This is a genomic window from Shewanella sp. Pdp11, assembly GCF_002838165.1.
GTDB classification, from domain to species: Bacteria; Pseudomonadota; Gammaproteobacteria; order Enterobacterales; family Shewanellaceae; genus Shewanella; species Shewanella hafniensis.
Window position 1 is genome coordinate 1014180 of sequence record NZ_CP015194.1, and the last position, 14916, is coordinate 1029095.

A 14916-nucleotide genomic window follows, 5' to 3' on the forward strand; every position below is an offset into this window, starting at 1 on the left:
TGTTACGCCGTGTTCTTGGGTTGATGCCTTGTGACAAACATCAAAATCAGTAGGACAACGAGCAGTAATCCTGTGCCCATCAGCAGGGCGTAGTCTTCCAGTTGCAGTATCGAGTACAGCACGGCATATAAACTCACCAGCATAATGCCCACTATCGCACCGCGCTTGATACTTGCCGTGGCGCTGCCGACATAGGCGGATACCGATAGCACAGGAATACAGGCGGCAATTAAATAGGCATGCAAGAAGGCTAAATGCTCAGATAGCGACAGCAGGAGCAAATAGAACAAGGCCATGGCGCTGCCGACTAACACATATTGAATCGTACTAAGACTGGTTTTTTGCCCCAGCTCAAAAATAAATAACATGATAAAAGTCAGTACGATAAACAGTAGGCCGTATTTCACTGAGCGTTCAATCTTGCCGTAGTGAGTCACGGGCTCGAACAGAATCGCATTGGCCGACACTTCGGTCAGGGTCGATTGATTACTCTTAATAAACTCCTGCGGGTAGTTACGGGTTAAGTGACTGATATTCCAGCTTGCGGTAAAACCCTGTGCGTTAATATCACGTTCTGCTGGTAATAATCCCTTGAAGCTCGGGTGTGGCCAATCCGCATGAATATTGAGCAGGGTTTGTTCGCCCAGCGGTAAGGCACTAATCGACTGCGAGCCGCGCAGTGTCATCGCAAAGTCCACACTAAAGTCACTCGCTTCACCGACTTGTACACCTTGGTTGAAGCCTTTTTCTAAACCGCCAGTGGTGCCTAAACCTGTGCCCGACATCAGCGAGCCTGACAGCGTGACCTCCTCACCCGTCAATTCAAGTTTATCCACTTTATCAATGGCTTGATTTGATGAGACACCAAAGGCGAGACGCGCATTTTTATTGTCAAAGGCAATGAGGTTGGGGATTTCATAATGACTTAAACTGAAATCTGCTTTGCCTTGCAAAGTGGCGTTATAAACTAAGGATTGATAAATGCCGCGGGTACGGAAATCATGTTTGAGATCTAAATCTAGTTTGAGCTTTTTTGGCAGTATGACCAATTCATCTTGATAGGTACGCTTTACTTGATGGCGATTTTTGCCATCGGCGCTGACTTCTTCCTGCATCACAAAATAGCTATAGGGAATGACAAGCACAGGTCCTGAGAGCGTTTGTTGCTCGCCCCATGAACGGCCAATTTCATCGACAACACTGTGGTACAGGGCTTCGCGATCTGAGGTCATGTCCATGATGATCCCTAATGGGATCAAAGCTAAGATCGACAGCATGCCTATGGTTAACGCTTTCAATAGAGTCGTGTTTTTAGCGAGTGACGTCCCTTTACTGTGTGAGGACAGTGCCTGTGGCGATTCCATGTCTATTCCTTGATTTTGATTAAATTTTTTGAGGAGTGCGCGCACCACTAAATAGGCCGCGCCACCAAATAAGGCCAAACTAAGTAGGGTGAGTACCCAGAAAATAATACTGAACATTGGATTTCATTCCCTATGAAATACGACCGAGACTTCACCGCTAAGATTGTGCTGAGTTAGCTCGGTATCACGGCGGGTATTAAAACAGATTTCCCCGTAAGAGTTGCGGGCAAGTTGCTGATCAATAGTGGCAAAATTATGGCAATTACCACTAAATCCATACTCATTAATCACGTTTATAAATCTGAGAGTGGGGTGTCTTTGCCAAATCTGGGATGTTTTGCCTCGTAGTCATCTTCTTTTCGAATGTGCTTAAGCAGTGCTTCGAAGCTTTGCTTAAAGACGTGTAACTCACAAGGCTGTAAAGCGATAGCCGTTAAGTTATAAATGGCTTATGTTATCCGAATAGCGCGCTGCATGAGCTGGTTTGCGGTGTATTTTAGGGGCTCATTTGAAAGATACAAACTACATCAGCATTTTTTAGAATCTTAGTTTTGTCTGTTGGGCTTAGTGTTTGCAGGTTTTACCTTAGGAAACGAGATGTCTAATCCCTTTTCACCCCGCGAATGGCTGCAATTAACGATGCAGCAGCAAGGATTATTGCAGCCACAGACTTCGGTGGCTGAGACTATCTCGCGCCTCAGTTATGTGCAAATCGACTCGATTAATGTGGTTGAACGGGCGCATCACCATGTATTGCATAGCCGTATGCCTGGATACCAGCCGAAGATGCTTGATTCGGCTTTGGTTAAAGGTGAGATTTTTGAATATTGGTCCCATGCGGCGGCTTATTTACCGATTGCCGATTACCGGTTTAGTTTGCAACGTAAACAACAGTTGCAAAATGGCGGTAAGCATTGGTTTGAACCCGATGATAAAGTGATGCAGGAAGTGCGGGCGAGAATCCTTGCAGAAGGGCCGCTCAAGGCCAGTGATTTTGAACACAGTGAAGGTAAAAATGGTGCCTGGTGGGATTGGAAACCTGCGAAAAAAGCCCTAGAGCAGCTCTTTATGCGTGGTGAGTTGATGGTAGTGCGGCGGGAAAAATTCCAGAAGGTTTACGATCTCACTGCGCGGGTGTTACCACAAGGTATTAATACCGAAGCACCAACAGAGGCTGAGTTTATCCGTTATCTGATTGATCGTTATCTCTATGCCCATGCCTTTGGCACAGCGGCGCAAATTGCCTATCTACGTAAAGGATTAAAATCAGCGGTTGCCCAAGAGCTGGTAGAGATGCACTCACAGGGGTTATTAGCCAGTTTTAAGGTTGCAGGCCAAAGTTACTTCTATCACTGTGCATTACAGCTCAATGCGCCATTATCTAATAAAGTCTGGCTGCTAAATCCCTTCGATAATTTATTAATCCAACGGCAACGACTAAAACAATGGTTTGATTTTGATTATCAAATTGAAGTCTATGTGCCCGCTGAAAAGCGTCGGTATGGTTATTATTCTTTAGCGATTCTGTGGCGCGACACTTTTGTTGGCTGCGTGGATGTGAAAGCCGATCGCCAAACGGGCATATTGCTATTACAGCAATTGACCTTAGAAGAGGGCGTGATGGTGAATGGCTTAGATGAGGATTTCTGTGCTGCATTTGACATCGCCATCAAGGAATACGCCCGCTTTAACAGTTGCGATCGCTGGAAGTTAGTTAAAGCAAATCATAAAGGCCTGAAGCAAAAATATGCACGGCAACAAAAGTGCTAGTCATCAGTCGTTTTAATTGGAATGTCCATAAAGCGAAAGCAGCCATACAGTAAGATTAGATACAGCAGTGGCAGCGCTGCAATGATTAAGGATGAAGTCGCAGTGCTATTGCTAGCAAGGCGATAGCAGGGAATATACACGGCGGGATAAACTAGGCTTCCCCATAGAAAACACTGATTCATCAATCGAGTGATAAAAGCGGGTTTAATGCTTGATTGACTGGCCAGTCCCATCAAACTGGCGAGGAGCACTCCGGGATAAGTGAGTAATGGTAGGCCACCGAGCAGGAGGAATGCCCAGCGTATTAGGCTCTCAAAAGTGATTAACTCCACAGCGGTTTCCATCACGCTTATCGTCTTCCCTCTGTTGATGCTTTGTCTAAATCACACAGGCTTGCAGGTCTATTTTGTAGATCTATTTTACAGGTCTATCTTGAGCTACGATCCCGTTGCATTTTGAGCCAGAATCCTTGTTGACACAGGTTACTGAAGGATTTCTGCTGCGGTGAAATAACGATTCCGCTTGATACTATCACTCGATAGTTTATCCAATAGTCTTCGCAAACATTATCAGATGTCGTCTCAAGCATGAGTTGATCTTGCTCGGTTTGCTGGCAGATCACCACGCCATTATCGAAGTGATACAGCGTTTCTACTTCATGAATAGTGAGGTCGTTATCTTGATAGCTATGGCTTTTACTCGACTGGTTCACTACCGATACTAAGCTTGGGTATCCGTGAATCGAAAGAATATAACTGGCGAGTTGCTGCATTGTTCCCCCAAGTGACGCACTGCTCAAAGCGTTAAAAACAAAAAAGCACAGCTGCGTTTTCGCCCACTGTGCTTTATTAAACAGGTATAACCTAAGTTAGTCTGCAGCGTTGAGCTTTTTTTCTAGCTCATTGACTTGAGCTTGCAGCGCTTCTAATTTTTCGCGGGTTTTCAGTAGCACATGTTGCTGCACATCAAATTCTTCACGGGAAACCATATCCAACTTGAGCAATTGATTTTGCAGAACTTGCTTGCTGCGTTCTTCAAATTCACCGGCAAATTGCTTCAGACCGCTGGGCAAACTTTCGCTCAGTTGTTTCGCCATTTCTTCGATTTTCTTTGGATTGATCATGATCTTGTCCGCCTTTTCTCTGAATGAGTTGATTGTAACCCAGTGTGTTTGGTTTCAAAAGTAAAGCTAACGTGTAATGACTTTTTGTAAGCCGTTGTTGAGGCTTATATCACGGCCAAGCATGCCTATTGGGTTGGGTTCTGCTCAGACCAAGCGGGGATTTGTTAGCCTTAAAACCGCCGATTCTGCTATGATCCCATCCTTTTCTGTCGACTTGTTTGGATATTGCGCAAAGATGAAACTCAATCCCGCCCAAAACGATGCTGTTCATTATGTTTCAGGCCCTTGCCTAGTATTGGCGGGTGCGGGCAGTGGTAAGACGCGCGTTATTATCAATAAAATCGCTTACTTGGTCGAAAAGTGCGGCTATAAGGCGCGCAATATAGCGGCGGTGACCTTCACCAACAAGGCTGCCCGTGAGATGAAAGAGCGGGTCGCTCAGTCCATGGGACGCAAAGAGGCCAGAGGATTGTGGATTTCAACCTTCCACACCTTAGGGCTTGAGATCATTAAACGCGAGCATAAGGTCTTAGGTTTAAAACCGGGTTTTTCGCTGTTTGATGATCAAGATACCTTAGCGCTACTCAAAGAGTTAACCCAAGATGAGTTAGATGAAGATAAAGATTTACTTAAAGCGCTCGCCAGTACGATTTCAAACTGGAAGGGCGGCTTAATTATTCCCGAGCACGCACGCAAAATTGCTAAAGATGAGCAACAGCACTTATTTGCTATGTTGTATCAGCGTTATGCCCAGCATATGAAAGCCTATAACGCTTTAGATTTTGACGATTTGATTCTGATGCCAACCTTATTGTTGCGACACCATGAAGAAGTGCGTACCCGCTGGCAAACCAAGATCCAATACTTGCTGGTGGATGAATATCAAGATACCAATACCAGCCAATATGAAATGGTAAAGCTGTTAGTGGGTGAGCGGGCGCGCTTTACCGTAGTGGGTGACGACGATCAGTCTATCTATTCATGGCGCGGTGCTAAGCCACAAAACCTCGTATTATTGGGTAAAGATTTTCCGCAGCTTAAGTTAATTAAGCTCGAGCAGAATTACCGTTCTAGCCAACGGATCCTACGGGCTGCCAACATTCTTATCGCGAACAATCCCCATGTTTACGATAAAGCACTCTTTAGTGAGCTTGCCTATGGTGAGCCGCTGCGGGTGCTATTTGCCGCCAACGAGGAGCAAGAGGCCGAGCGTGTGGTCGCCGAAATTGTGCGGCACAAGTTTGTCGGCCGTACTCAATTTGGCGACTATGCGATTCTGTATCGCGGCAACCACCAATCGCGGTTACTCGAACGCGCGCTGATGACTAACCGTATTCCTTATAAATTGAGTGGCGGTACGTCATTCTTCGCCCGTGCTGAAATCAAAGACATCATGGGCTATCTAAAGCTGGTGGTGAATCCCGATGACGATAATGCTTTCCTGCGCATCGTTAACTTGCCTAAACGTGGCATAGGCCCATCGACTTTAGAACGCTTAGGTAATTTTGCCAACGAGAAGCATATTTCTATGTTTGCGGCGATTTTTGAGCCTGAACTGAATCATCATTTACCGCCTGCGGCTATGTCATCCCTGTATCAGTTTGGGCGTTTCATCGTCGAGACAGGGGATCATGCCGAGCGTGGTGAGCCTGTCGAGGCAGTGAAGCATTTGATCCGTAAGATCAATTATGAAGATTATCTATACGAAACCAGCACGAGTGCCAAAGCCGCTGAAATGCGGATGAAGAATATCTCAGAGCTTTATCGTTGGGTCACTGAGATGCTCGCAGGTGATGAATTAGATGAGCCAATGACCTTGCCTGAGGTCGTGACTCGGCTGACACTCAGAGACATGATGGAGCGCAATAGTGAGGATGAAGGTGGCGATCAGGTGCAGTTGATGACCTTGCATGCTTCTAAGGGCTTAGAGTTTCCGTTTGTGTTTATGGTGGGAGTGGAGGAGCGTATCTTGCCCCATCAAACCAGCATAGATGAGGACAATGTCGATGAAGAACGTCGCTTAGCCTACGTGGGCATCACTCGGGCTCAACGTGAACTGTGGTTTACCCTCTGCCGTGAAAGGCGCCAATTTGGCGAAACCATGCGTTGTGAGCCGAGTCGTTTTCTACTTGAGTTACCTCAAGACGATGTGGTGTGGGAAAATCGTAAACCACAGCAAACTGAGCAGGAGCGGATGCAAACGGGGCGAGCCAATATTTCTAGCTTAAGGGATATGTTTAAAAAATAGTGAGCGTTTCACTTACTGTTATTTAAAGTCAATCGCTTGGTTTTATTTAGGCATATTCGAGCTGAGCACAGCTCTGTGGTTGAGTGTGACTTAAGGTAAAAGTGTCGGCTAAAGCGGCCCCTTGACCCAGTTGATAACCCAGTTCACTGAAAATTCGTTTTTGTTCAGGGTTATCAATGCCATCGACAAAGGTTTGCAGTTCTAAGGTTGATGCCGTCTTTTGATAAGCGGACATTAACTTAAGCTGCTGCTCTGCTTGTATCTGTTTGGTGAGATTGGCGTCGAGCTTTAAGCCTTTAATCGGCAAAAACAATAAGCTATTTAATGCGCTATAGCCGCTGCCATAATGGCTTATCCCGAGTTTTACTCCGAGTTTCTGCAACAATTCAAAGCCATTGATATGATTTTCAGTTTCCTGCACTAGGGCTTTTTCATTGAAGAATAACCACAAATGGCTCAGGTTTAACTGGGTTTGCTTGAGAGTGTTTTTCAAACTGCGCAGTACATGCTTATGCTTGAGATGTTGGCTCGAAAGCATGACATGTAATTCAACAGATTCATCATATTGCTTGAGGAGTTGGGGATAGCTGCTATCTATGATGCTGATCGTATATTTATCGAGCTCAACAGTAAGGTGTGACTGTTCAGCAAGCGCACTGAGTTGGTCTTGTTGCAAAAGTCCGCGCTGCGGATGTTGCCAGAACAAACGGCTTTCTAATGCATTCACTTGACCAGTGTTAAAATCGACGACAGGTAAATAACTGAGTTCGATTTCGGCATTGTGTAATGCATGCCTAAATTCAGTCTCTAACTCGACATCCTGTATAGCTTGATGTTGGGCGTTATCATCAAAAATAACATAGCAGCCCTTACCGTTGGCTTTCGCCTGATACATGGCTGTATCTGCATTACGCAACATAGATTCACTGGTATCGACTTTATGCTTACCACTGATGGTAATACCGATACTGGCGCCAGAGTTAAATTCCATGGTGCCGAGTCGATAGGGTTGGGATATTTTTTGGATCACTCTTTCTGATACATCTCTTGCATCGTTAATGTTGTTAATACTATCGAGCAAGATAACGAATTCATCGCCACCTAGGCGCGCTAAGGTGTCGTTATCACGAATGCAGGACTTGAGGCGGCTTGCGGTCTCAATTAAGAATTTATCGCCTTCTAAATGTCCCATAGTGTCGTTAATCTGTTTGAAGCGGTCGAGATCGATAAAGAGCAGGGCAAATTGTTCTAAGCTGTGGCGACGGACGTGCTTAATCGCGTGAGATAAGCGCTCCATAAACATAGCGCGGTTAGGCAAGCCTGTGAGTGCATCGTGTTTAGCATCGTGAACTAGCTTAGCTTCCATACTGCGACGTTGTTGAATTTCTTTCTCAAGGTTTTGATTGAGTTCGGCTAACGCTTTCGTACGGTCGATGACTTTTTCTTCTAGCTCTTCATAACTGCGCTGCAAGGACTCAGCGGACAGTTTCTTCTCAATAGCAGAACCAATGTGTTGCGAGACAAATGTCAGTAATTCTAAGTCTTTGACCTGGTAATTCTGTGTCATGCTAAAACTGTAAATCGTCAAGGCACCACGTACTTGATCATGGATAAAGAGAGGAATACCAATCCATTGATGCATAGTCTGAGTATGATTTAATTCTGGTGCTTGGGAATAAAGCTCACCAGCGGCGATTAACGCATTGATACTATTTTGATCTAACAGCAGTGGCCGCTTATGTTTGAGCACATATTCAGTTAAGCCGTCCTGTAGCGGCCGAGTTCCTGGGTGCTTATTGGCTAATTGCGAGACATAAAAGGGAAACGTGAGATGTGTTTCTGTGTCATCCAAAAGCGCAATGTAGCAATTATTGGCAGGAATAAGATGTCGAATGACATTATGTAACTGGGCATAAAAGTCTGGGTTGTCGGCACTGGAACTGGCTAGTTCGGCAATTTCGAACAGTGATTTTTGTAAGCGCTCGGCTCTGCGTCTTTCATAGACTTCTAGTTTTAATTTATCATAGGCTTGGCTGAGTTCTCTGGTTCTTTGTTGAATGGCTTGTTCTAATTGTTCTTGATGCTTGAGCCGTTCCATTACTCCTGAGATATGGTGACAAATGAAGGTCATCAACTCGAGTTCGATTTCCCCATAGCTGACATTTGTGTCGTAGGTTTGTACGGCTAACACACCGGTTACTATGTCATCGTGTTTAATGGGCACGCCAAGCCATAAATGGCAGGGAGAACCTAAGTTAACGATTTCCTCTGCGGCAATCAGTTCATTGACTTTGTCATTATCACATAACAAAGCCTTACCCGTTCTAAGAACGTAGCCCGTTAATCCCTGTTGTAATAATGTTGATAATGATTGTTCTGGATAAAGCTCTGCAGGATGCGCGTCTTTTTCGTCGGCGAAAAAAGGGATAGCAAGCTCGCCAGTGCTGATATCAAGGGTTGAAATAAAAAAATTATCAGCGGGGATGAGTTGTTTTAGGTGGCTATGCACGCCGACATAGAATTCTTCGAGTGAAGAAGCATGGGTCGCAATATTGGATATTTCGAGTAATGCGTTTTGAATGATCTCAGCATGCTTATACTTATGCGCTAATTGTTTTAAGCGAATAATTTTTTTGCGTAAGCGTTCAGCTTCATTTATACGAGGCTGGCCAGTTTCATCTTCATCCTTAAACATGATACTCACTAGTTAAATATAGGGTTGCATTTACCAAACACTATAATTAGCATGAAATACTGTAACATCCAAGTCATATTTTGGCTGCATTTTGCTTTAAAAGTCAGCTAATGTGATAAAACTTGAGCAGTCAGTAAAAAAAGTGCAAAACAGCTATAGACTCAAAGGGGATTTGACCCTAGTATATGCGGCGCTAACCAAGGCGAGCGCCCATAGCTCAGCTGGATAGAGCGCACCCCTCCGGAGGGTGAGGCCGAAGGTTCGAATCCTTTTGGGCGCACCAATTCCGAACAGAGTTGTGAGCTTTTAGGTTAGCAAGATAAGTGAAAGTCAGTGGTGATTGTAGCTCAGTTGGTAGAGTCCCGGATTGTGATTCCGGTTGTCGTGGGTTCGAGCCCCATCAGTCACCCCATTTCATTTGTTTTATATAAAGATTGATATTCTCGGTGATTAGCGCAGTCCGGTAGCGCATCTGGTTTGGGACCAGAGGGTCAGAGGTTCGAATCCTCTATCACCGACCACATTCTTCGCTTAGCTAGCGAGCTTAATGTAAGTTAAGTAAATAGTGAAATATTTACGGTGATTAGCGCAGTCCGGTAGCGCATCTGGTTTGGGACCAGAGGGTCAGAGGTTCGAATCCTCTATCACCGACCAATTAGTGAAAAAGCCTCAGCATTCCTAGTGAATAACTGAGGCTTTTTTGCATCTACGGTTTGCTTGTCTTGATTGGCATTGGAAGCCTTATTGCCAGAAAGCAGAGGTCGAATCCTCGCGCTTTCAACGTATCGACCAAATTCAACGCATCGAACAGATAAGTCGAAACGTCTCAGCATTCTTAATCAATACACAGGGACTTTTTTGTATTTGTGCAATGTAGCTTCATATAGAAATTGTTTATGCGTTTGCTTAAACTCTATGTAGGCAATACAGATGTGCAACGGTATCGATATAGCCATTCTGTCGTTAGAAAAGTAAAAAGCTCCTTACGGAGCTTTTTACTTTTAATATCACTTCTTAATTTGGCTTAATCAAGATTCAACGGAGGGGCGATAAAGCCCTGATAGGCATCTGTTCTAAGCTCGTTAAAGCGCTCTAGCTGAGCTTGTTCTTGAATACCCGTCACTATGACTTGAATATCTAATCCTTTCGCTACGTTGATTAGCGCGCGGCACAGTTCACTATTGTGGTGGGTCTCATCATAGTAGGCGAAGGATTGATCGAGTTTCACATAGCTAGGTCTTAATTCCTGTAGATAAGACATAGAGCCAAACTGACGGCCAAAGTGGTCAATGCCGAACTTAGCACCATTATCACGAATGATGTTACATAAGTGCTGACACGACTTAAGATCGCTATAGACGCCCGCTTCAGGGATTTCGAAGCAGATCCGCTCAATAAATGCGGCATTGCGTAAGAAGTGATTGAGCCACTCATGGAATTGCGGATCGTTAATACTTTGGTGGGTTAAGTTAATCGCGAGCGGTTCATAGCTACGCTCTAATAGTTTCTGCTCGTAGACAGTTTCAATCAAACATTTATCGAGCAGGGCACCGAGAGATAAGAGCTCGATATAAGGCATAAATTGCCCTGCATGGGCGAGTTGATCGCCGAGCTCTAATTGGCAATATAATTCCCGTTGCGCTATGCCATCGCCATCGCAAAACTGGATTGGTTGCCATCTAAACTTAAACTTCTTATTACTGATGGCATGGCTAAGGTTATCCCGCCACTGTTCACGGGTGAATAATTGCTGCTCTGTGGTTTCAAACCAATGGAAAGTTTTATTTTCTTGTAACGCTTTTTGAAGGGCGTTGTCGGCTTGGGCCAAAATATCCGACACATTCATTTGCCCAATACGCTCCGCAATACCAATCGCAAAGTCTTCATTAGGCTTACAGCCCGCCTTCGACATTTCTTGGTTGATGGTGCGGATAAGCGTTTGTAAATATCTGCTGATTTGATCGTGTTCAACATCCGTCACTAAAAATGCAAATTCATAGGCGGCAATGCGACCTATGACAGACGGTGTGATTTCGTTTAACTGCAGCTGAAACTTTTCAGCCAAAATTCGTATGGTTTCATCTCGGACTTGATAGCCATATTTACTGTGCACTTCTTCGAGCCAGTCGAGTTTAGCGAGGAATAACGCGCCACTGCTAGGTTCACTCAACCAACCATTTAAACGACTCACCACATATTGGCGATTCGGCAGGCCTGACGCAGGATCTACAAGGTTCTTCTTACGTAATGCGCCGACTTCTTCATCGAGGGAATGGAATACTTGTTTTAACTGCGCCGACATACTGTTAAACGCGGTTACTAAGTCTTTTAATTCCGTGGTTTTAGGCAAGGCCATGTCCGGGCCGAATTGACGTGCCGCAATACTTTTCGCGTGTTCCGATAGAGTATGTAACGGTTTTAATATCCACGTTAGACCAATTCTTGCGGTAAAAATGGCAACGAGGAAAAGCAAAGAGAAGGCAATGATCGTATTGGACATGATTCGCCACAGCTCATGATAACCAAATCCTGGATGAGCGGTGATTTCAAGTTGCGCGAGCTGTAACCAGCCAGAAGTGATAGTGCTTTGTTTTTTGATGGTTTTAAATAGATTTAAATTAATAAACCATTGAGGTACATCTTCAATTCTTAAAGGATTATTCCACTCTTGTTGCTTACCATCGACCATCCATGTCAGCTTTACATTTTGATAATAGCCGCCTTCAAAGATGACATTCACTAAGGTTTCTGCTGCTGCGGTATCGCCGGCTTCGAGTGCTGGAGTAAGCATTAGACCGAGTGAAGTACTGGCATTGTTTAGATCAGACTCCATTTGCTTGGTTAAAAAGCTCTGAGTCTCAGTAAATTGCACATAACCAAGGCTTGCAACGACGAGCAAGAATAGGCTAAAAAGCAGCGAATAAATCTGTCTAAACAGTGTCATTTTTGGTGCTACTCCAGTTTTAATTTTGGTTGCCTAAGACGGTCAACACCTAATCTATGGTTAAGATCGTTCCATTTTTCTAGCCGTGTTGACGAACCCGCCAGTACGCCTCGGCCTTGCTCTTTATTGAGCCATAACTGTTTACCGTTAAAGCTATAAACGGGCAGTAGATCTTTTCTTTTGGTGGCTGGCTTTATTTCATGGTCGAGATTGTCGAGAACTAAGGGGATCGATGCTGGTGTCTCATAGTAAGCCAATACCATGTGATATTGATTCACAGTTGTGGCTTTGACCATAGTGATCCGCATCTTGTCCTCTTGAACGCCAAGTTGGAGCAAGGTGAAGTATTTTGCGATTGAAAAATCTTCACAGTCACCACCATTCACGCCAATAAATTCCATCGGTGTCGCCCAATAATTCGACTCACCCCATAATTTACTGTCATCGATAAAGCGGAATAAGTTAAAAAAGTTATTCACTTTTAATAACTTTTCTTTTTCATCCAGTGCACTCGCTTCCGATAATACTTTGAACCAAGCCCGAGCTCGCATCCCCGCACGCTCACCATAACGTTTTTCTAGGGTTGAAGTGATCTTCCCTTCATCAAGGTTTTGCGTAGGGGCAGCATATAGGCAGCATATGCCTAAGGCTGACGCTATTAGGCTAAAGCGGCAGACTCGCAATAATGAATGTTTATAACTAAGTCTGCCGCTCATAACCTAATGTGTGGGTCCTTTATTTTGTGTTGTCATCGACAGAGTAAATCGTCCATTTCATGTCTGTTGCCGTATCATCACCTGTGACTTCTGCCACGACACGACGGTTACGAATTTCAGCTTCAGGAGTGCGCTCTAACACCACTGGGCGGCTAGGGCCATATCCAATAGCTGTTAATCGACTTCTATCTATGCTGAAGCGTTCGGCTAGCACAGCTGTCACTGCATCGGCACGTTCTTGCGATAATACTAAGTTGCGTTCATCAGTTCCTGTACGACTTGTGTGCCCTTCAATAGTCACTTTAGTCGTTGGGAATTGTTGTAAAAATACTGCAACCTCCTCAATTTGAGGATAGTACTCTGGTGCAATATAAGCAGAATCATTTGGGAATAAAATGCTTAACTCTTTACGCTCATTAATCGCTTTGATTTTGCCACAGCCATAGTTGTCAATGCCGGCCCCTTGAGCGGTATCATTACAGCGTTCACGGGCCTCAATGACCCCATCTCTATCTTTATCTGATAGATCATAGGCTTGAGTTGTGGTCATTTCGTCAATATTAACTGTATCGCGCATTGAACAACCAGCTAAAAGAATGACACTGAGAAAAAATGTGATAGTTTTCATTAGTTAGCTCCTCCTTCATAGTTGCGCTCTCCACGCCATGCATCGGGCCTAGTGACTCTGAGAGAGTCTAATAAGCGTCCGGTAGAATTGAGTACGCGATACTTAGCAATGATTTCATCATACTCTGCCTGTAAATAGTCTTTACGCGCCTCGAAGAGTTCATTTTCGGTATCCAATAAGTCGAGAAGACTGCGTTGGCCTAAATTGAACTGTTGGGCATAGGCAGATTGGGTATCCTTTGCGGCTATAACATGGTCTCGGATGTATTGCTTTTGAGGTGCCAGTAATTCAAATGCGTTCCAAGCCAAATTCACGCCTTCAACGACTTCGCGCTGAGCGCGTTGACGGATTTCTTTGGCTTCACCAAGTTTGTATGCTGTTTCTTTCTCACGGGCGAGATCTTTACCACCCGAGAATAAGTTATATTTTACTCTAACCATGGCCATTAAATCATTGCTATAGCCACCCACATCACTACGGAATGCGCCAGCGCCAGAGATACCATCTTCGCCGCCGACATCATTATTCCAATTACCGTTCAGCTCCAAAGAAACTTGAGGGTAGTAATTAGATTGTACTGATGAACGTTCATTCTCGGCGGCACTAATATCATTTGCTGCAGATTTGAGTATGGGGTGATTCTCCTGTGCTGCGATAATGCCAGAGCTTAGATCTTTTGGCAGCATCTCTGCATCGGGCACAGGTAAGATTAAGTCTGCTGGTGCCGACTCTACAATTCTGATGTACTGCGCTTTTGCATCAAGTAAATTGTTGCGAGCAGAAATAACGTTAGCATTAGCACGCGCCAAACGTCCCGAGATTTGGGATAGATCTGCGATTGAGCCTAAACCTGAGTCAGTACGTTGTTTAATCTGGTCATAAATTTCTTTATGGCTGTTAAGGTTTTTCTCGGCTAATTTTAACACTTCATCGGTGCGTAAATAGTTGAGATAGACTTTACTGACATCGAGCGCCATATCTTCAGCTGCAGCAAGCAGCGCCCATTGGTCTGCACTGGCTTCAAAGCTATAACGATCAACTTCACTGCTAGTATAGAAACCATCGAAGAGCATTTGTTTTAGGCTAACACCAAACTCTCCGCGGTTTAATTCTGCAACTCCTTTGCTATCGACATCGCCGACATTTGGTCGTCTACGAGTCGACACGCTGTCAGTTTGTTCGTAGCCGTAGCCGCCACTGACATCAATCGTCGGCATATAACCTGCTATTGCTTGATTAACTTGTTCTTCGCGCGCTTTAAAGCGGTTGAAGGCAACACGTAAATCAGGGTTCGTATCAAGCGTATGTGCAACGGCTTGCTCTAACGTCTGGCTTTGAGCCGATAAAGGTAACAGAATTAATGACAGCACTATGGCTATCTTTGAACATTGAAATTGTCGTTTTGCTGAAGTCTTCATGACCAACCTC

Annotated in this window: 11 protein-coding genes and 4 tRNA genes; 6 read left to right on the forward strand and 9 right to left on the reverse strand. The window is 44.6% G+C overall.

What is annotated here, in order from left to right:
- Window positions 1–2 precede the first annotated feature (2 nt).
- Window positions 3–1481: a cell envelope integrity protein CreD gene (creD, locus tag AYJ58_RS04615; protein ID WP_106649174.1), complete on the reverse strand. Its 1479-nt coding sequence runs from the start codon at window positions 1479–1481 to the stop codon at window positions 3–5.
- 480 nt (window positions 1482–1961) lie between these two features.
- Between creD and AYJ58_RS04620 the strand changes: the two genes are divergently transcribed.
- Window positions 1962–3134: a winged helix-turn-helix domain-containing protein gene (locus AYJ58_RS04620; RefSeq protein ID WP_106649175.1), complete on the forward strand. Its 1173-nt coding sequence runs from the start codon at window positions 1962–1964 to the stop codon at window positions 3132–3134.
- Here the strand turns inward: AYJ58_RS04620 and AYJ58_RS04625 are convergent.
- From AYJ58_RS04625 to ubiK, 3 genes are all read right to left on the reverse strand, one after another.
- Complete coding sequence (locus AYJ58_RS04625; RefSeq protein ID WP_106649176.1) at window positions 3131–3478, reverse strand: hypothetical protein; 348 nt, start codon at window positions 3476–3478, stop codon at window positions 3131–3133. The two genes, AYJ58_RS04620 and AYJ58_RS04625, sit on opposite strands and share 4 nt — an antisense overlap.
- A gap of 83 nt (window positions 3479–3561) precedes the next feature.
- Entirely contained in the window at window positions 3562–3906 is a 345-nt protein-coding gene (locus tag AYJ58_RS04630) for a hypothetical protein (RefSeq protein WP_106649177.1), read from the reverse strand.
- 96 nt (window positions 3907–4002) lie between these two features.
- Window positions 4003–4257: a ubiquinone biosynthesis accessory factor UbiK gene (ubiK, locus tag AYJ58_RS04635; protein WP_106649178.1), complete on the reverse strand. Its 255-nt coding sequence runs from the start codon at window positions 4255–4257 to the stop codon at window positions 4003–4005.
- A gap of 235 nt (window positions 4258–4492) precedes the next feature.
- On the opposite strand from ubiK, the gene rep reads away from it, so the two are divergent.
- A complete protein-coding gene (rep, locus tag AYJ58_RS04640) occupies window positions 4493–6505 on the forward strand; it encodes a DNA helicase Rep (RefSeq protein ID WP_106649179.1) in 2013 nt (670 codons plus the stop codon).
- 46 nt (window positions 6506–6551) lie between these two features.
- Here the strand turns inward: rep and AYJ58_RS04645 are convergent, their stop codons facing one another.
- Window positions 6552–9200: a sensor domain-containing phosphodiesterase gene (locus tag AYJ58_RS04645; RefSeq protein ID WP_106649180.1), complete on the reverse strand. Its 2649-nt coding sequence runs from the start codon at window positions 9198–9200 to the stop codon at window positions 6552–6554.
- Between the two features lie 206 nt (window positions 9201–9406).
- Here AYJ58_RS04645 and AYJ58_RS04650 point away from each other — a divergent pair.
- From AYJ58_RS04650 to AYJ58_RS04665, 4 genes are all read left to right on the forward strand, one after another.
- A tRNA-Arg gene (locus tag AYJ58_RS04650) sits at window positions 9407–9483 on the forward strand.
- Between the two features lie 53 nt (window positions 9484–9536).
- Window positions 9537–9612, forward strand: a tRNA-His gene (locus AYJ58_RS04655).
- Between the two features lie 32 nt (window positions 9613–9644).
- Window positions 9645–9721, forward strand: a tRNA-Pro gene (locus AYJ58_RS04660).
- 56 nt (window positions 9722–9777) lie between these two features.
- Window positions 9778–9854: transfer RNA gene (locus AYJ58_RS04665), tRNA-Pro, on the forward strand.
- A 370-nt stretch (window positions 9855–10224) separates the two neighbouring features.
- Here the strand turns inward: AYJ58_RS04665 and AYJ58_RS04670 are convergent.
- Genes AYJ58_RS04670 through AYJ58_RS04685 form a run of 4 tightly spaced genes read right to left on the reverse strand, consistent with a single transcriptional unit; the run spans window position 10225 to window position 14906 of the window.
- Entirely contained in the window at window positions 10225–12144 is a 1920-nt protein-coding gene (locus AYJ58_RS04670; protein WP_106649181.1) for a bifunctional diguanylate cyclase/phosphodiesterase, read from the reverse strand.
- Between the two features lie 8 nt (window positions 12145–12152).
- On the reverse strand, window positions 12153–12860 hold the full coding sequence (locus tag AYJ58_RS04675; protein WP_106649182.1) for a transglutaminase-like cysteine peptidase: 708 nt from the start codon (window positions 12858–12860) through the stop codon (window positions 12153–12155).
- 19 nt (window positions 12861–12879) lie between these two features.
- On the reverse strand, window positions 12880–13488 hold the full coding sequence (locus tag AYJ58_RS04680) for an OmpA family protein (protein ID WP_106649183.1): 609 nt from the start codon (window positions 13486–13488) through the stop codon (window positions 12880–12882).
- Complete coding sequence (locus AYJ58_RS04685) at window positions 13488–14906, reverse strand: TolC family outer membrane protein (RefSeq protein ID WP_106649184.1); 1419 nt, start codon at window positions 14904–14906, stop codon at window positions 13488–13490. The genes AYJ58_RS04680 and AYJ58_RS04685 overlap by 1 nt, the downstream gene beginning before the upstream one ends.
- Window positions 14907–14916: the final 10 nt, after the last annotated feature.